The sequence below is a fragment of the Kitasatospora sp. NPDC023118 genome, assembly GCF_055560875.1.
The window spans coordinates 56138-73089 of sequence record NZ_JBVHHW010000034.1 but is presented as its reverse complement, the minus strand read 5'-3'; the positions used below and the strand labels follow the sequence as shown (position 1 = coordinate 73089).

14 protein-coding genes are annotated in these 16952 nt (G+C 74.4%); 10 read left to right on the top strand and 4 right to left on the bottom strand.

Annotated elements, in window-relative coordinates:
• The first annotated feature begins 262 nt into the window (after window positions 1–262).
• From ACZ3UD_RS31980 to ACZ3UD_RS31945, 8 genes are all read left to right on the top strand, one after another.
• Window positions 263–1672: a sensor histidine kinase gene (locus tag ACZ3UD_RS31980; protein WP_465595581.1), complete on the top strand. Its 1410-nt coding sequence runs from the start codon at window positions 263–265 to the stop codon at window positions 1670–1672.
• Window positions 1624–2289: a response regulator transcription factor gene (locus ACZ3UD_RS31975; protein WP_380614901.1), complete on the top strand. Its 666-nt coding sequence runs from the start codon at window positions 1624–1626 to the stop codon at window positions 2287–2289. The genes ACZ3UD_RS31980 and ACZ3UD_RS31975 overlap by 49 nt, the downstream gene beginning before the upstream one ends.
• 201 nt (window positions 2290–2490) lie before the next feature.
• Window positions 2491–4113 carry a DUF2637 domain-containing protein gene (locus ACZ3UD_RS31970; RefSeq protein WP_465595576.1) on the top strand — a complete coding sequence of 541 codons (1623 nt, stop codon included), beginning with the start codon at window positions 2491–2493 and terminating at the stop codon, window positions 4111–4113.
• A 115-nt stretch (window positions 4114–4228) separates the two neighbouring features.
• The gene (locus ACZ3UD_RS31965) at window positions 4229–5518 is read left to right on the top strand and encodes a DUF6986 family protein (protein ID WP_465595573.1); all 1290 of its coding nucleotides are present in this window, start codon (window positions 4229–4231) and stop codon (window positions 5516–5518) included.
• Between the two features lie 96 nt (window positions 5519–5614).
• Entirely contained in the window at window positions 5615–6271 is a 657-nt protein-coding gene (locus ACZ3UD_RS31960; RefSeq protein WP_465595570.1) for a YigZ family protein, read from the top strand.
• A gap of 341 nt (window positions 6272–6612) precedes the next feature.
• Window positions 6613–8397, top strand: coding sequence for a hypothetical protein (locus tag ACZ3UD_RS31955; protein WP_465595567.1), 1785 nt, complete (start codon window positions 6613–6615; stop codon window positions 8395–8397).
• Between the two features lie 114 nt (window positions 8398–8511).
• Window positions 8512–10242, top strand: a complete 1731-nt coding sequence (locus ACZ3UD_RS31950) for a restriction endonuclease (RefSeq protein ID WP_465595564.1) — start codon at window positions 8512–8514, stop codon at window positions 10240–10242.
• A 327-nt stretch (window positions 10243–10569) separates the two neighbouring features.
• On the top strand, window positions 10570–11334 hold the full coding sequence (locus tag ACZ3UD_RS31945) for a ZIP family metal transporter (protein WP_465595561.1): 765 nt from the start codon (window positions 10570–10572) through the stop codon (window positions 11332–11334).
• Between the two features lie 154 nt (window positions 11335–11488).
• Here the strand turns inward: ACZ3UD_RS31945 and ACZ3UD_RS31940 are convergent, their stop codons facing one another.
• The gene (locus ACZ3UD_RS31940) at window positions 11489–12394 is read right to left on the bottom strand and encodes a LysR family transcriptional regulator (RefSeq protein ID WP_465595558.1); all 906 of its coding nucleotides are present in this window, start codon (window positions 12392–12394) and stop codon (window positions 11489–11491) included.
• 112 nt (window positions 12395–12506) lie between these two features.
• On the opposite strand from ACZ3UD_RS31940, the gene ACZ3UD_RS31935 reads away from it, so the two are divergent.
• Window positions 12507–13448: an EamA family transporter gene (locus tag ACZ3UD_RS31935; RefSeq protein WP_465595590.1), complete on the top strand. Its 942-nt coding sequence runs from the start codon at window positions 12507–12509 to the stop codon at window positions 13446–13448.
• Here ACZ3UD_RS31935 and ACZ3UD_RS31930 read toward each other — a convergent pair.
• Window positions 13339–13884, bottom strand: coding sequence for a MarR family winged helix-turn-helix transcriptional regulator (locus ACZ3UD_RS31930; RefSeq protein WP_465595555.1), 546 nt, complete (start codon window positions 13882–13884; stop codon window positions 13339–13341). The two genes, ACZ3UD_RS31935 and ACZ3UD_RS31930, sit on opposite strands and share 110 nt — an antisense overlap.
• A 166-nt stretch (window positions 13885–14050) precedes the next feature.
• Between ACZ3UD_RS31930 and ACZ3UD_RS31925 the strand changes: the two genes are divergently transcribed.
• Window positions 14051–14383 (top strand): DUF2218 domain-containing protein, encoded by a 333-nt coding sequence (locus ACZ3UD_RS31925; protein ID WP_465595552.1) that lies wholly within the window; start codon window positions 14051–14053, stop codon window positions 14381–14383.
• Here ACZ3UD_RS31925 and ACZ3UD_RS31920 read toward each other — a convergent pair.
• Together ACZ3UD_RS31920 and gabT are read right to left on the bottom strand one after the other, a co-directional pair.
• The gene (locus ACZ3UD_RS31920) at window positions 14356–15009 is read right to left on the bottom strand and encodes a phosphatase PAP2 family protein (RefSeq protein WP_465595549.1); all 654 of its coding nucleotides are present in this window, start codon (window positions 15007–15009) and stop codon (window positions 14356–14358) included. The genes ACZ3UD_RS31925 and ACZ3UD_RS31920 overlap by 28 nt on opposite strands.
• A gap of 466 nt (window positions 15010–15475) precedes the next feature.
• Window positions 15476–16831 (bottom strand): 4-aminobutyrate--2-oxoglutarate transaminase, encoded by a 1356-nt coding sequence (gene gabT, locus ACZ3UD_RS31915; protein WP_465595546.1) that lies wholly within the window; start codon window positions 16829–16831, stop codon window positions 15476–15478.
• Window positions 16832–16952: the final 121 nt, after the last annotated feature.

The following is a 16952-nucleotide window of genomic DNA, read 5'->3' as shown; positions in this document are numbered from 1 at the left end:
AGCCTCACAGCGCCGATGGTACTGCAGGGGGGACCCTGTGGGAGAGTAGGACGCCGCCGAACAATCATTCAGAGAAGGCCCCACCCGGTTTCCGGGTGGGGCCTTCTCGCATTTTCGGATCGTCTCAACTGGCGGGTGTTGCTCCGACCACCGACAGGTGGACCTAGGTCTACCTCGGATTTGGGGTGCCATGGCCAGTGTCCGGAGCGGGTCGTTCGTGAACACTGATGAAGGACGATCGGTACCGGCATCAGGAGCTTGCGTGACCACAGTGACTAGTACGAGCGGCACGTCCGTACGTGCGCAGACCCGGGCGGCCTTCGAGGCCGGCGTCCAGGGGCTGGCCCGGCTGGCTCAGGTGGCGCTGGCCGCGGTCGCGGGGTTCGCGCTGCCGGTGGTGGCGGCCATCCTGACGGGGGTGGTGACGGCTCAGTTCCTCGCGGACTACTCCCCGGCGCCCCTGATCGCCCTCGTGGCCGCGCTGGTCGCGGGCTCCGTGGTGGCCACCGCCCTCGTCCGGAGGACCGCGGACCGTACCCGCAGGTTCCTGGAACACTGGTACGGCATACGTCTTCCGGCGGTCTACGAGCCGCGGCCGGAGCTGGAGTCGGACGAGCGCGGGCACTGGTGGACGGGGTACTCCTACCACCGCTCGCGGACGGTCGCGAAGTTCGCGCAGCTGGTCCACTGGGGCCTGCGGGACCGTACCACCCGCGCCGAGCTGGTCTGGTTGGTGGTGAACCCTGTCCTTGCTGCCGCCTTGGCCGGTCCGGTGGTGGTGCTGCTGGTGCTGGGTGCCGCCTACACCCTGGCGGGGCCGGTTCCCGCGGACGGGTTCGGCCCGATGAGCCCGCGCATGATGTCGATCCTGCTGAGCATCGGGGTCGGGATCGGCATGGTGCTCGCCGGGATACTCGTCGCACCGTACGCGGTGCGCGGGTACGCGGAGGTGGCCCGCCGGGTGCTGGACCAGGACGGTCGGGCCACGCACGCCCAGCTGACCAGGCGGGTGGCCGAGTTGACCGAGAGCCGGGCGGACGCGGTGGGCAACCAGGCGGCTGAGCTGCGGCGGATCGAGCGCGATCTGCACGACGGCGCCCAGGCGAGGCTGGTCGCGATCGGGATGACGCTGGGCACCATCGAGCACCTGATGGACACCGACCAGGCGGCCGCGCGGGAACTGCTCTCCGAGGCCCGGCAGTCCTCGGCCCGGGCGCTGCAGGAACTGCGCGACCTGGTCCGCGGTATCCACCCGCCGGTGCTCGCCGAGCGCGGACTGGGCGACGCCGTCCGGGCGTTGGCGCTGGACAGCGCGCTGCCGACGGAGGTGTTCGTGAGCCTGCCGGACCGGCTGCCGGCTCCGGTGGAGGCCGCCGCGTACTTCAGCATCTGCGAGCTGCTGGCCAACGCGGCCAAGCACTCCGGGGCGGACCAGGTGTGGGTGGACATCCTGTACCGGGCCGGCTCCCTACGGGTCACGGTGACGGACGACGGCGTGGGTGTGGCGGATCCGTCCCGGGGTACGGGCCTGCGCGGGATCGAACGCCGATTGGGTACCTTCGACGGTGTCCTCGCCATCGACAGCACGTCGGGCGGTCCCACCACCATCACCTTGGAGTTGCCGTGCGAGTTGTCCTCGCCGAGGACCTCTACCTCCTTCGCGAAGGCCTGATCCGGCTACTGGAAGCGCACGGCTTCACCATCGCGGCCGCCGTGGAGACCGGCCCCGAGCTGCTGGAGGCGCTGCTGACCCACCGCCCGGACGTGGCCGTGGTCGACGTCCGGCTGCCCCCGACGCTCACCGACGAGGGGCTGCAGGCCGCGCTCAAGGCGCGCCGGGAGATCCAGGGCCTGCCGGTGCTGGTGCTGTCCCAGCACGTCCAGCAGCTGTACGCGCGGGAGCTGCTGGCCGACGGCACGGGCGGGATCGGCTACCTGCTGAAGGACCGGGTGTTCAACGCCGGCCAGTTCATCGACGCGGTCCGCCGGGTGGCTGCGGGCGGGACGGCGATGGACCCGGACGTGATCGCCCAGCTGATGCAGACCACCGCGCGCCGACCCGGCCCGCTGCTCGGGCTGTCCCCGCGCGAGCGCGAGGTGCTGGAGTTGATGGCCGAGGGCTGCTCCAATTCGGCGATCGCCGCCCGCCTCTCAGTGAGCGACGGCGCTGTGGCCAAGCACATCGCCAACATCTTCAGCAAGCTCGGCCTCGCCCCGGACGAGGACGCCAACCGTCGGGTGATGGCCGTGCTCGCCTACCTCAACGGCACGGCGGGGCAAAACCGCTGACGGTCTGACCGATTTCGGCGGGCAGGGTCGCTCCGTGCCGTGACGTGACGCTCCAGGCTGAGGAAAAGCCGAAACACGCGTACGAGTAAACTCCGATGGGCCGAGCCCGGAGGTTGCTCAGCCGTCCGGCGGCCCGATAGGCGGGAACCGGCAGCCGAGGCGCGTACGGCAGCAGCCGACATCCAGGGGTTGATAGACGTAATGGCACGCCCAACGCTCACCAAGGCCCATCGCGGCCTGCTCGGCCTGGTCGCGGCCGGCGCCTGCATCATCTCGGGCATCGGGTTCGCGGGCTCGTACAACGCGGTGCGCGAGCTGGCCCTGGAGAAAGGTTTCGGTGCCTTCTCCTACGCCTTCCCGATAGGCGTCGATGCGGGCATCGTCGTGCTCCTCGCCCTCGACCTGGTGCTGACCTGGCTGCGGATCCCCTTCCCGATGCTGCGTCAGACGGCCTGGCTGCTGACCGTCGCCACCATCGCCTTCAACGCGGCCGCCTCCTGGGGCGACCCGCTCGGCATGGGGATGCACGCCGTCATCCCGGTGCTGTTCGTCGTCGTGGTCGAGGCCTCCCGGCACGCGGTGGGCCGGATCGCGGCGATCACGGCCGACCGTCACATGGAATCGGTCCGGGTGATGCGCTGGGTGCTCTCCCCGGTGCCGACCTTCCGGCTCTGGCGGCGGATGAAGCTCTGGGAGCTGCGCTCCTACGAGGAGGTCATCCGGCTGGAGCAGAACCGCCTGGTCTACCGCGCTCAGCTGCGCTTCCGGTACGGCCGTGGCTGGCGCCGCTCGGCGCCGATCCAGGCGCTGCTGCCCCTCAAGCTCGCCAAGTTCGGCGTCCCGCTGGACCCGTCGCTGCTCGACCGGCTGGACGAGGAGGCCCGCGAGCGCGAGGCCAAGGAGGTCCAGGCGGAGAAGGAGGCCAAGGAGCTCGAACTTCAGCTCCAGCAGAGCCGCGCCGCCGCGGCCATCGCCCCGGCGGTTCCCCCGGTCGGCGGCCCGGACCCCGCCCGCGCCGCGAGCGCGGCCCAGCCCCAGCGGCCCCAGTACCTGCATCAAGCCCGGCCTGAACCGTCCCAGGCGCAGGCGCAGGACAAGGGCCAGGACCAGGTTCAGCCCCAGGCACAGCCCTCCGCCGAGGCCCAGGCCCCCGCAGCCCCCGCGGCTGCCGCAGCTGCCGCGCCGATGTCCGCCGAGGTCGCCGCGCCGATGCTGGCGAAGCTGCACGCCGTTCGCCTGCGCGCCGCCCAGGAGCCGGAGGAGGCGGCGGACGCCGCCCCGCAGCCCCGTGGCGAGGAGCTGAACGTCTGGACCGAGCGCCCGGTCCGCACCACCGGTCACTCGGCCGACCCCGCACCGGGCGGGCGGGTGCCAGGCCAGGCCTCGCCGTGGTTCAAGCCGCCGCGCCCGGTCGCCGAGGAGCCCGCCCCGGCCCCTGCCCAGGCGCCCCGGCCGCAGGCCCAGCACCCGGTCGTCCCGCAGGCCGAGCCGGCCGGGTCACAGCCGGCTCCGGCCGGCCAGCAGACCCGGGCCGAGCGGCCGACCCAGGCCGAGCAGCCCGCTCCGGCCGAGGAGCCCGTCCAAGCCGAGCAGCCCGAACACCGCCCGGCGCCCACGGCCCTCGACCAGGACATCGCCTACGACGCCTTGGTCTCGTACATCGACAACCACGGTCACGAGCCCGACCCCCAGCGCCTCGCCGCCTGGCTGACCGCCGAGTACGGCGTCAGCGGCAAGGGCCCGGACGGCTCGGTCCACCCCAAGGAGGTGGCCGAGCTCTACCCGCAGCTCCGCGACCGCTACACCGCCGCCGGGAGGGACTGAACCCGCGCCGACACCCTCCGTCCACCGCTCGGTCGGCCATTGACGCCCGACCCCACCGGAGCTACCTTCGCCTCAACAAATTGTTGAAGCGCTGGTTCGGTATGGAGGAGTGCGGATGTCGCAGGTCGAGGTCGACGGAACCGGGCCGACGGGCGGGGCCTCCTTCTCCGCCACCGCCCGTGCCGCCGTCGAGGCGCTGCTCGCCCCGGTGGACGCCGATCTGGTGCGCCGCTACCCGGGCGACTCCGGTACCCGGCAGCCGGTGCACACCGTCTACGTCCCGGCGGACGCCTTCGGCGCCGACACCGTGCGGGAGTGGGGCCGCCAGGCCCTGGAGGCCTTCGACACCCACGCCGGCACCCCTGCCGAGCTGGCCCGCGCCCTCGGCGTCGCCGATGACGGGCTGCTCGCCGACGTGCACGCCCGGGTCCGCGCCAAGCTACGGCGCGAGCCGATCGAGGACCTGCGGATCGACTTCGAGGACGGCTACGGCCCCCGCCCGGACGCCGAGGAGGACGCCGCCGCCGTCCGCGCCGCCGGACTGGTCGCCGCCGCGGTGGCCGAGGGCAGCGCGCCGCCGTACATCGGCATCCGGATCAAGTGCATGGAGGCGCCCGTCCGCGCCCGCGGCATCCGCACCCTGGAGCTCTTCCTCGCCACCCTGCTGGCGAACGGCGGCCTGCCGGAGGGCCTGGTGCTGACTTTGCCCAAGGTCACCTACGCGGAGCAGGTCACCGCCCTGGTCCGGCTGCTGGAGGACTTCGAGCGCCGCGCCGGGCTGCCAGCAGGGCGGATCGGCTTCGAGATCCAGATCGAGACCACCCAGGCCATCCTGGGCCCGGACGGCCGCGCCACCGTCGCCCTCATGATCGAGGCCGCCGAGGGCCGTGCCACCGGGCTGCACTACGGCACCTTCGACTACAGCGCCTCCTGCGGGGTCAGCGCGGCCCACCAGAGCCTGGACCACCCGGTCGCCGACCACGCGAAGGCGGTCATGCAGGTGGCCGCGGCCGGCACCGGGGTCCGGCTGTCCGACGGCTCGACCAACGTGATCCCCACCGGCTCCACCGAGCAGGTGCACGCCGCCTGGAAGCTCCACCACGACCTGGTCCGCCGCTCGCTGGCCCGCGCCTACTACCAGGGCTGGGACATGCACCCGGCGCACCTGCCGACCCGCTACGTCGCGGTGTACTCCTTCTACCGCGAGGGCCTGGCGGCCGCCGCCGCCCGGCTGGCCGCGTACGTCGCCAAGGCGGGCGGGGACGTGATGGACGAGCCGGCCACCGCCCGGGCGCTCAGCGGCTACCTGCTGCGCGGCCTGGACTGCGGCGCCGTCGACCCGGCCGAGGTCACCGCGCTGACCGGCCTCGACCGCGCGCAGCTGGACGCCCTCGCCGGCCGCTGACCCTCCGGCCGCACGCCAACTAGGCTGGCGGTGCCGCCCCGGACGCCCGGGGTGCGCGCCGCCAGCCGTCGCCGTTCCCGGGAGAACCACCGCGCCATGTCCGCCACGCCGGAGCCGACCACCAGGCCGTACCTCACCGTCCGGCGGGCCGGCAGCCACGAGACCGAGATCAAGAAGTCCCGTTTCATCTGCCACCTCGCCCGGGTCGCCGACGAGGACGAGGCGCAGGCCTTCATCGCCGGCATCCGCAAGCGGTACTGGGACGCCCGGCACAACTGCACCGCCTTCGTGGTCGGCGACGAGCAGCGCCGCGAGCGTTCCAGCGACGACGGCGAGCCCGGCGGCACGGCCGGCGTGCCGATGCTGGAGGTGCTGCGCCGACGCGGCCTGACCGACACCGTCGCCGTGGTGACCAGGTACTTCGGCGGGATCAAGCTCGGCGCCGGCGGCCTGGTGCGGGCGTACGGGAACGCGGTGTCGGCGGCGGTCGACGAGATCGGCCTGCTGGAGCGGCGGCCGGTCGCGCTGCTCGCGGTGACGGCGGACCACGTGCGCGCGGGGCGGGTGGAGAACGACCTGCGGGCCGCCGGCTACGCGGTGAGCGACCTCGCCTACGAGGCGGCCGGGGTGCGGATCGAGGTGGGCGTGCCGGAGCCGGAGGTAGCCGCGTTCCACACCTGGCTGGCCGAGGCGACCGGCGGCACCGCGGTGGCGGTCCCGGCCGGCCGCACCTATGTCGAGGTACCGGTCTGACCCACCGCCGCGAGTCCGGCACCGGATCGCGCTCCTGATCGCGAGCCGCGCCGCCCCGGTGGGCCGTCGGCCGTCCCCACCGGTCGCGGAGCCCGTCCGGAGCCGTGGCGGCGCCGGAGCCGCTGAGGCCCGAGCGCCCTCCACCGGGTCGCTTTCCGTAGCCGAGCGGCCGCGCCGCGCGGAAGACCGCTTGAGTAGATTCACCCGAACGTAGTGTGGTGGCCCGGAGTTGGAACTTCCGCTCCGGGCCGTGGCGTTTCCTGGGCAAGGATCCGGCCGAACCGGACGAAAACCATCGATGGAGGACACCAGACCCCACCCCGCACCACGGAGGTATGCGCATGGCCTCAGACCGCTCGCCGTCGCTCGCCGGTGCCGACCTACCCGGCCCCCGCGGCCCCGCGACGCCCTACCGGATGACCGTCACCACCACCCTCCCGCACGCCGAGGCCGTCGCCCTGGCCGACGAGCAGCTCGCCTCCTGGCTGAAGCAGGAGGGCTGCGAGGAGCCCCCACCGGCCCACCGCGCCCCCGCCGGGCCGGCCTCCGCCGGAACACCCCCCGCCGCCGAACGCCTCCGTCTGGGCGACCGTGTCCTGCTGGACCGGGACCAAGGCCCGCTGCGCGGCCCGTCGGGCGCCGGCCGCTACGACCGCCGCCGCCTGCGCACCCCGGCCCCGCACGGCACCCGGCAGCTCACCCTCACCGTGGCCACCGGCGCCGAGGGCCGCACCTGGTTCCGGCTGGAGGCCGAGACCCACAGCACCGGCAGCGGTGTGCGCACCCCCTGCCGGGTGCCGGTGCCCGAGCTCGCCCGCACCCTGCTCCCGCTGCTCGATGCCGGCGACGGCCCGGCCGCCGTCCACCCCGTACCCCGGGTGATCACGGCCGACGAGGTCGACGCCCTGATCGACGAGCTGTGCGACCCGGAGCGCCGACTGCCCACCGTGGTGGCCAGCGTCCCGGTGAACGTCCCGCTCGACCGCTGGGTCGAGGACGTGGTCCGCCCGCTCTGCCGGCAGCTGCCCGGCCTCGCCACCGCCTACGTGCTGGACCCGGGCGCCCGCACCGGCTTCAACGTCGCGCTCGAGTACCACACCGTGTACGGCGGGGCGGTGCGCACCTACCTGCCCGAGGTCGACCCGGCCTCCCGGCAGGACGGCGCCCGACATCCGGTGCTCGCCCGGGGCCGAATAGAACAGGACCTCCGCCGTGCCGCCGGCCTGCTCGCCCGCGAGCCTCGCCGCCTCGCCGCCGACCAGCCGTTGCCGCCGCCGCTCGCGGCCGTCCCGGTGCTGCGCGTCCCGCCGCCGCAACTTCGCCCGGCCGCCGACCATCCCGTGGTCACGAGCGCCGACGCGACCGTCGACACGGCTGCCGACGCGGCCGCCGAACTGGCCGAGTTCGCCCGCGAGGAGCAGCAGGACCGCGCCGAGCAGCAGGCCAGGGCCGACGAACTGGAGCGGGTCCGGCGCACCCTGCACCTGGAACACCGCGACCGCGGCCAGACCCGGGACGGCCACGAGGGCCGCCTGCGCACCGGCGCGCGCGGTCTGGCCGGCCGCCACTGCACCACCCCGGGCTCCGGCCCGGCCGTCGGCCAGCGCTCCGCCGCCCAGCCCTTCGGGCGGGTCGGCAAGCCCGAGACCTTCACCGATCTCATGGCCCGGCTCGGCGAGTTCCCGCTGCTCACCTTCACCGGCGACCAGAAGGCCGCGCTCGCCCTGGACGGACTCCAGTGCGCCGGCGCCGGTTGGGCCCGGCTCGCCTGGGACGGTCTGACGGCCCTCCAGGAGTATGCCGAGGCGGCCGTGCGCGGCGCGGCCGGCGGGGACTTCAAGCAGTGGTGCGAGCACACCCCGGATGGCTGCCACCGCTTCCCGCCCCGAAAGGCGGTCCGCGGCGAGTCCCGGACGGTGTTCAGCCACACCAAGTGGAAACGCGAACGGATGCTGCCGGTCCCGGAATGCGTGGACGCCTCCCGGCGCGCGTTCATGGGCGCGCACCTGCGGATCGGCGGCGGCCGCACCGCGCCCCGGCTGCACTACCTGGACGACTGTTCCGGCAGTGGCCGGATCTACGTCGGTTACATCGGCCTGCACCTGACCAACACCCGGACCAACTGACCGGCTTGGCTGACCGCTGCGCCCGTTCGGTGGACAATGTCCGGCAGGGGCGGGGCCGCGGGCCGGCCGGCCGCCCCGGGCAGGCGCCGGACGAGCATGGGGGAACGACGACCGATGCAGTACTCAGCAGACGGCCAGTCGGACGGCGCCGCCACCGTCCAGTTCCCCCAACCGGGCTTCCTCGCCTCGGTCTTCCGCGACCTCGGCGTCGACCAGGGCCCGGAACCGGATGACCCCGCCGGCGGCCGGGCCGCACCCGGCCGCCCCGGCGGGGCGACGGTGGGTGACGGCCCGTCCGTCCCCGGCCCGACACCTGGCGGTCCGGTCGGCGATCCAGGTGACGACCCCACCTCGGGCTCCGCCGCCCCCGGCTCCGCCGACCCCGGGGACGGCGTCGCCGCGTATGCCCGGGCCGCCGCCCTGACCCACCACCGCACGCTCACCGTCCAGGCCGAGCACGACCGGCTGACCGACCTGCTGCGGCGGGCCGCGCTGCCCGTCTCGGCCATGGACTTCGAGAGCCAGCTGCGTCACTACGAACCCCGCCCCTACCCGGCCGACGGCCCGGCCGCCGCCGACCAGTCCGAGCCCCGCTGGGAGGACTTCGCCCCCGCCGAACCGGCCGCGGCCGACCCGGAGAGCGGCCCGTCCCGTCGCCTGCTCGACTCCGGCTACCAACGCGAACTGGCCCAGGCCCGGCTGACCCACCAGCGCGCCCTGCGCGAGTGGCGCACCCGCCGGGCCGAGGCCGGCAGCCCGGCCGCCGACGAGTCCCGGCGCGCCCACGAGGCGGCCGAGGAGGCCCGCGCCCGCGCGGTGCGCGAGTACAACGAGAGCCTGGAGGAGTGCCGGCGCGCCTACCGGCTGGCCGAGCCGGCCGCCGTGGAGTCGCTGCTGGAGCGGGCCCTGGCCGCCGCCGAGACCGCCACCCAGGATCTCCCCGCCCCCTGCCGGGCGGTGTTCCGTCCGCTCACCCGCACCGCCGTGCTGGACCTCGACCTGCCCCCGCTCGACCTGGTGCCCTCGCTCACCGGCTACCGGCTGGCCCCCGACGGCGACATCGTCCCGGTGCCGCGTCCGCCCGCGGACCGGGCCACCGACTACCTGCGGCTGGTCGCCCGGCTCGCGCTGCGCGCCCTGCAGGCCGCCGACGCCGTCGACACCGACGAGATACTCGCCGGCGTCGTCCTCAACGGCTGGCTGCGCGAGCCCGGTGCGGCCGAGCCGCTCTGCCTGCTCAGCGTGGACGCCGACCGCGACGCGCTGGCCCGCACCCGGCTGCTGCCGCCGGAGACGCCGTACGAGGAGCGCGACGACGAGGGCGTCTACGCCGACGCCGAGCAGGACGAGGCCCTGGTCCGGCTGCGCCAGCTGGACGCCGCAGTCACCCCGGACCCGTACGCCCGCGCCGTCGTCGAGCCGGCCGCCCGGGCCGGGGCCGCCGTCCCGGCCGCGCCCGACCTGTCCGCCAACGAGTTCGCCCAGCTGGTGCGCGACCTGCTCACCCGGGGCGGGCTCGCCGAGTGGAGCGTCCGGCTGCGCGGCCCGGCCGGGCTGGTCGCCACCGGCGAGGGTGCCCCCGGCAGCGCGCTGCCCGGGCGCTGGGTGGTCTGGGCCTCGCGGGGCGCCGCACCGGTCACCGCCGAGCAGATCGCGACCCTGGCCGAGGCCGTCACCGAGGAGTCCGCCGAACGCGGCCTGCGCCTGACCACCGGCCGCTTCGCCGACGACGCCCTGGACCTCACCGCCGAGGAGAGCCACCGGCACATCCACCTGATCGACGGCGACGGCGTGCGCGAACTCGCCCGCACCCACCTCGGCCTGCCGCTCGCCGCCGGCCTCTGACGGCCGCCAGCCTCTGAAGGGCTGACGGCCCGACGGACCAGATGGTCCCGAAGGACGCCCCGGCCCGCAAGACCGGCCGTGCCCGGCCTCGGAGTTCACCCCGACGGGCCACCCGGCGGGCGCCCCGCCGGGCCCGGACCGAGGCTGAGGACCGGATCCCACCGGCCCCGGCACCCCCCCGGGCGATCACCGTCGAACGGTCGTCCGGTACGGTCGGCGGTCGGCCCGGCCACGGGCGGACCCCAGGGGGAGAGGAATGGGCACAGCGCTCGGCAGAGCACACGGCGGAACCGGCCATCCGGCGGGCCCGGCGCGGGAGGCGACCCGATGACCGCCGTCCTGGTCGCCGCCGGGGCGTTCCTGATGACGCTGGTCGGCGGCTTCGTCGCCCAGCGCACCGGCGACCGCCGCCACCTGGTGCTCGGCTTCGCGGCCGGCCTGATGCTCGGTGTGGTCGCCTTCGACCTGCTGCCCGAGGCCATCCACCAGGCGCCCGGAGAACTGCACGGCGTGCCGCAGGCGCTGCTGATGTTCGCGGCGGGCTTCCTCACCATCCACGTGGTCGAGCGCGCGGTCGCCATCCACCGCGGTCACGAGGGCGAGTACGCCGAGCACACCCACGGCCACCACCACGGCCACGCCCACCACGCCGGGGCCCAGGGCATCGGGCTGACCGCCGCGCTGGCCCTGGTCGGGCACAGCGTGATGGACGGCTTCGCGATCGGCGCCGCCTTCCAGGCCGGCACCACGGTCGGCACGGTGGTGGCCATCGCGGTGGTCGCGCACGACTTCGCCGACGGCTTCAACACCTACACGATCACCCGGCTGTACGGGGCCAACCGGCGCCGGGCGCTGACCCTGCTCGCGGCCGACGCGCTGGCCCCGGTCTCCGGCGCGGCGATCACGCTGGCCTTCACCATCCCGGAGCACCTGCTCGGCCTCTACCTGGGCTTCTTCTCCGGCTTCCTGCTCTACCTGGCGACCTCGGACATCCTCCCGGAGGCGCACAGCCCGCACCCCTCGCGCAGCACCCTGCTGTGCACCGTCGCCGGGGTCGGCTTCATGTGGCTGGTCATCGGCTTCGCCAGCTGACCCCGGCTTCGCCGACCGACCCCCGGCTTCGCCAGCTGACCCCGGCTTCGCCGACCGACCCCCGGCTTCGCCGACCGACCCCCGGCTTCGCCGACCGACCCCCGGCTTCGCCGACCGACCCCCGGCTTCGCCGACCGACCCCCGGCTTCGCCGGCTAACCCGGAAGGCGGCTCCAGCACTCCCGCATCGCCGCCAGCGCCTCGGTGATCGCCGGCCGCCGGGAGGCCTGGGCCCGCCAGAGCGCGAACACCCGCCGGCTCGGCTGCGAGGCCACCGGGCGGGCCACCACCCCGGCCGGCAGCGGGCCCCGGCCGAGCCGGGGCACCAGGCCCATTCCCAGACCGGCCGCGACCAGCGCGATCTGGGTCTCGAACTCGCCGACCTGGTAGCGCACGTCCGGCTCCTCACCGGCCTCACGCAAGGTGCGGACCAGCCAGTCGTGGCAGATGTTGCCCGGCGGCACGCTGATCCAGCGCTGTCCGCACAGCCGCTCCACCGGCACCGCGTCCAGCGCCGCCAGCTCGTCCCCGTCCGGCAGCAGCAGGTCCACCGGGTCCGTCCCGAGGTCCAGCCGGGCCAGGCCCTCCTGCACCGGCAGCGGCACGGTCGGCCAGTCCTGCACCAGCGCCAGGTCCACCTCGCCCCGGGCCACCAGCTCCGCCGCCGGGTACGGGTCGCTCTCCAGCAGCCGTACGTCCAGCTCCGGGCAGCGCCGCCGCAGTTCGGCCAACGCCCCGGGCATCAGTCCGCGCGCGCCGGACGGGAACGCGGCGACCAGCAGCCGACCGACCGCCTGGCCGCGCTGCTCCTCCAACCGCACCTCGGCCTGCTCCACCAGCCCCAGCACGGCCTGCGCGGTGGTCGCCAGCTCACGCGCCGCGTCGGTCAGCACCACGCCCCGGCCCTGCTTCTCCAACAGCACCGTCCGGGTCTCCCGCTCCAGCTTGGCGATCTGCTGCGAGACCGCCGAGGGCGTGAACCCGAGCGCGGCCGCCGCCCCGCCGACCGAACCGTGCACCGCCACCGCGTGCAGCGCCCGCAGGCGCCCCAGATCCATCATGCAGCAATCCTAAAGTGTCTTCTTCAGTATTCATTGCTGGTGCTACACGGTCCTTCGCCGCCATGCTCGACCCATGACCGCAACACCTGCCGCCCCGGGTGGCAAGAGCAACATGAGTCCTCGTCACATCGCCCTGGCCGTCCTGGTGGCCGCCGTGTGGGGCCTCAACTTCGTCCTCATCCACGTCGGCCTGGACAGCTTCCCGCCGCTGCTCTTCTGTGCCCTGCGGTTCGCCGTGGTCGCCGTGCCCGCGGTCTTCTTCATCGGCCCGCCCAAGGTGGCCTGGCGCCGGGTGCTGGCGGTCGGCCTGGTCCTCGGGGTGGCCAAGTTCGGGCTGCTCTTCCTCGGCATGCACGCCGGGATGCCGGCCGGCCTCTCCTCCCTGGTGCTCCAGGGCCAGGCAGGCTTCACGGCCCTGTTCGCCGCTGCCCTGCTGGGCGAGCGCCCGGGCGGGCAGCGGTTGCTCGGCCTGGGAATCGCCTTCGCGGGCATCGCCCTGAGCGCGTTCGACCAGGGCCTCGGCGGTCCGCTCGGCGCCTTCGCCCTGGTGGTGCTGGCCGCCGTCGCCTGGGGCCTGTCCAACGTGCTGACCCGCAAGGCCGCGCCGCCGGACGCGCTGCGCTGGATGGTCTGGGTCAGCGCCGTCCCGCCGCTGCCGCTGCTGGGCCTGTCCCTGCTGGTCGAGGGGCCGGACGCGGACCTGCGCGCGCTGCGCGGGATCACCCTCGGCGGGCTCGGCGCGATCGGCTACGTCGGGCTGGTCTCCACCCTGTTTGGCTTCGTCGCCTGGAGCTACCTGCTGCGCTGCTACGACGCGACCGCCGTCGCGCCCTACTCGCTGCTGGTGCCGGTGTTCGGGATGTCCTCGGCCTGGCTGCTGCTCGGCGAACGGGTCAGCCCGCTGGCCGGTGCGGCCGCGCTGCTGGTGATCGCCGGGATCGGGATCACCGCGCTGCGCCCGGGGCTGCCGAGCGCCGTGACGGCCCGGCTGCGAGGAAACGGGCCTCGGCGGAGCGCAGCACTCGCAGCAGCACCTCCTCGTCCTCGGGGCTGACCTCGCCGAAGTACTCCTGCGCCACCTCGTCCCGGACCTGCCCGATCCGCTCCACCGCCGCCTGGCCGGCCTCGGTCAGCAGCAACCGCACGGCCCGCCGGTCGGCCGGGTCGGGGCTGCGCTCGACCAGTCCGGCCTCCTCCAGGGCGTCGACCACGGTGGTGGCCGAGCGCGGGGCGATGTGGAGCTTGTCGGCGAGGTCGCTCAGCCGCATCGCGTGGTCCGGCGTCTCGCAGCCGGGCGCGTGGGCGAGGGTGCGCAGTGCCCGGGCCTGGCCGGGGGTGATGCCGTAGGGCTCCAGCCGCCAGCCGGTCTGGCGGCGGATCCGCTTGATCGCCCTGGTCATCGCGTCCGCCAGTTCGGCCGCGCTGGCCGGGGAGCCGGGCCGGGGGGCGGGGGAGGGGTCCGCCGGGTCGTCGGTCGGCGTGGTGGTCATCGGCGGTCTCCTCGGCTGGCGTCCGGCCAAGCGTATCGGCCGGTCGGGGGCCCGCGGCGGGCGGCGGAGGGCGATCGGGGAAATATGTTGAGCTTAGCTCAGTATCTAGGCTAGCGTAGTTCCCAGTGAGGGGATCCTAAGTTCCCTCCCCGACCCTGGAGGGCCCATGCCCGTTTCCACCGCGCGCGTCGCCACCGACCGCCCCGCCCGCTACGCCAAGCAGCTCGCCGCCCACATGAGCCGCAGGATCGAGGCGTCCTTCTCCCCGGAGACCGGCCGCGGCACCCTGGTCTTCGCCGCCGGAACCGCCACCCTGGAGGCCCAACCGGACGCCCTGCTGCTGACCGTCGAGGGCGAGCGCGAGAACCTGCCCGGCCTGGAGGACGTGGTCGGCCGTCACCTCGTCCGCTTCGGCGCCCGCGACGAACTGGTCGTCGAGTGGTACCGCGACAACGGCGAGGCCGGCCTCGTTCACCGCAACGAGGAGTCCGAGGCCTGAGGCCTTCGGGCGCCCGGCCGGGGCAGCCACCGGTCGAGCGCCCACAGCACCAGGGCCGCCAGGCACCAGCTGGCCACCACGTCCAGCGTCCAGTGGAAGTCGCTCCACACCAGCCCCGCGCCCACCCCGAGCGCCAGCAGCACCGCACCCGCCGTCAGCCCCCGGGCCGTCCGCGGCCCCGCCGTCCGGGCCAGCAGCAGCGCCGCCACCCCGTACGAGAACGTCGCGGTCGCGGTGTGCCCGGACGGGTACCAGCCCCACTGCCCCGGCGTCAGCGCATCCCCGAGCGGGCCCGGCCGAGCGAAGGCCGCCTTCGCCGGGACCACCAGCAGCGGGATCAGCCCCGAGGTCAGCACCGCCACCGACAGCGGCAGCCACCAGCGCACCGCCCCCGCCCGGCGCCACCACCAGGCGGCCAGTGCCCCGGCCGCCAGCAGTACCGGGACGGCGGGCACGGCGCTGCCCAGGTCCGACAGCAGATGGCCGAGGGGGTCGAGCAGGGAGTTCGGGTGGGCCGCCCGCACCGCCCGGCGGACCGAGCGGTCCAACCCGAGCAGCGGCCCGTCCGCCGCCACCTGCCAGGACACCACCAGCAGCACGACCGCCGCCACCACCGGCACCGCCATCGAACGGGCGGCCCGGCCCAGGGCAGCGGACAGCCGCCCCGGAGCAGGGGGGAGAGCTCCGGGGCGGCTCTGATGATCGCCGTTCCGTGCGTCCCGGGGGGTGTGGGTCGGACGGTCGGTCGATCGGCCTTCGGTATGCGCCGACCCTCGCGGGGCGGCCTGGTCGTCCTCGCGGCGCCCACGCGGACCCGCCCCTTGGGGTGGCTCCGCGGGCGGCTCCGCCAATGGCTGAGGCTCGCTGTCCATCTGCGATGACACTACGTCAACCGCCCTTCCACGCCGAGCGCCTTCAGCGATTCCGCACATCATCTTCACCCCGCCCCGGGCAACCTCCGGACCGTCCCGTCGATCATGCCCGACCGCCGCACCGAGCCCGTACGAACCGAACGGCCCGTGCGGACCAGAGGTCCCCACGGGCCGTTCAGCGCTGTCCGGACATCCCTCCGGCGGGCAGGTGGCGCCTGGATCAGGCGGCGGTGACACCCTGGAGCGCGAACGCGCCCTCGATGATGTCCAGACCCTCGTTCAGCAGGTGCTCCGGCATGACCAGCGGCGGAAGGAAACGCAGCACGTTGCCGTAGGTGCCGGCGGTCAGCACGACCAGGCCCTCAGCGTGGCAGGCCTTGGCGATGGCCGCGGTGGCCTCCGCGTTCGGCTCCTTGCCGCCCGGCTTCACCAGCTCGACGGCGATCATCGCGCCGCGGCCGCGGACGTCCCCGATGATGTCGAACTTCTCCTGCATCGAGCGCAGGCGGCCCAGCATGGCCTCACCGATCCGCTGCGCCTTGCCGACGAGGTCCTGCTCCTTCATGGTCTCGATGGAGCCCAGCGCGGCGGCGCAGGCCACCGGGTTGCCGCCGTAGGTGCCGCCCAGGCCGCCGGCGTGCGCGGCGTCCATGATCTCGGCGCGGCCGGTCACCGCGGCCAGCGGCAGACCGCCGGCGATGCCCTTGGCGGTGGTGATCAGGTCCGGGACGATGCCCTCGTCCTCGCAGGCGAACCACTGGCCGGTGCGGCAGAAGCCGGTCTGGATCTCGTCGGCGACGAACACGATGCCGTTCGCCTTCGCGTACTCCACGATGGCCGGCAGGAAGCCCTTGGCCGGCTCGATGAAGCCGCCCTCACCCTGGATGGGCTCGATGATGATCGCCGCGACGTTGTCGGCGCCGATCTGCTTGTTGATGATGTCGATCGCCTGCGCGGCGGCCTCGGCGGCGCAGTTCTCCGCGCCGGTCAGCCAGCGGTACGGGTAGGCCACCGGCACCCGGTAGATCTCCGGGGCGAACGGACCGAAGCCCTGCTTGTACGGCATGTTCTTCGCCGTCAGGCCCATGGTCAGGTTGGTGCGGCCGTGGTAGCCGTGGTCGAACACCACGACGGCGGTGCGCTTGGTGTAGGCGCGGGCGATCTTCACCGCGTTCTCGACCGCCTCGGCGCCCGAGTTGAACAGCGCCGTGCGCTTCTCGTGGTCACCCGGGGTCAGCTCGTTCAGCTGCTCGGCGACGGCCACGTAACCCTCGTACGGGGTCACCATGAAGCACGTGTGGGTGAAGGCGGCCAGCTGCTCGCTCGCCTTGGCCACCACGGCCTCGGCGCTGTTGCCGACGTTGGTCACGGCGATGCCGGAGCCGAAGTCGATCAGCGAGTTGCCGTCCACGTCCTCCAGCACGCCGCCGTTGGCACGGGTGACGTACACCGGCAGGGTGGTGCCGACGCCGGCCGCCACCGCACCCAGCTTGCGGGCCTGCAGCTCCTGCGACTTCGGGCCCGGGATCGCGGTGACCAGGCGGCGCTCCTGCGGGAGCGGCGTTACGGCGCTCATGGGGTATCTCCAGACTTCTCGGCTCGGTGTTTCGCAGGCTACGGCCGCCCTCCCCGACCGGGCATGCGCCACTCGGTAGCACTGCGCCATCCGACTTGTCCGGCACGGCCAGCGCGGGTGG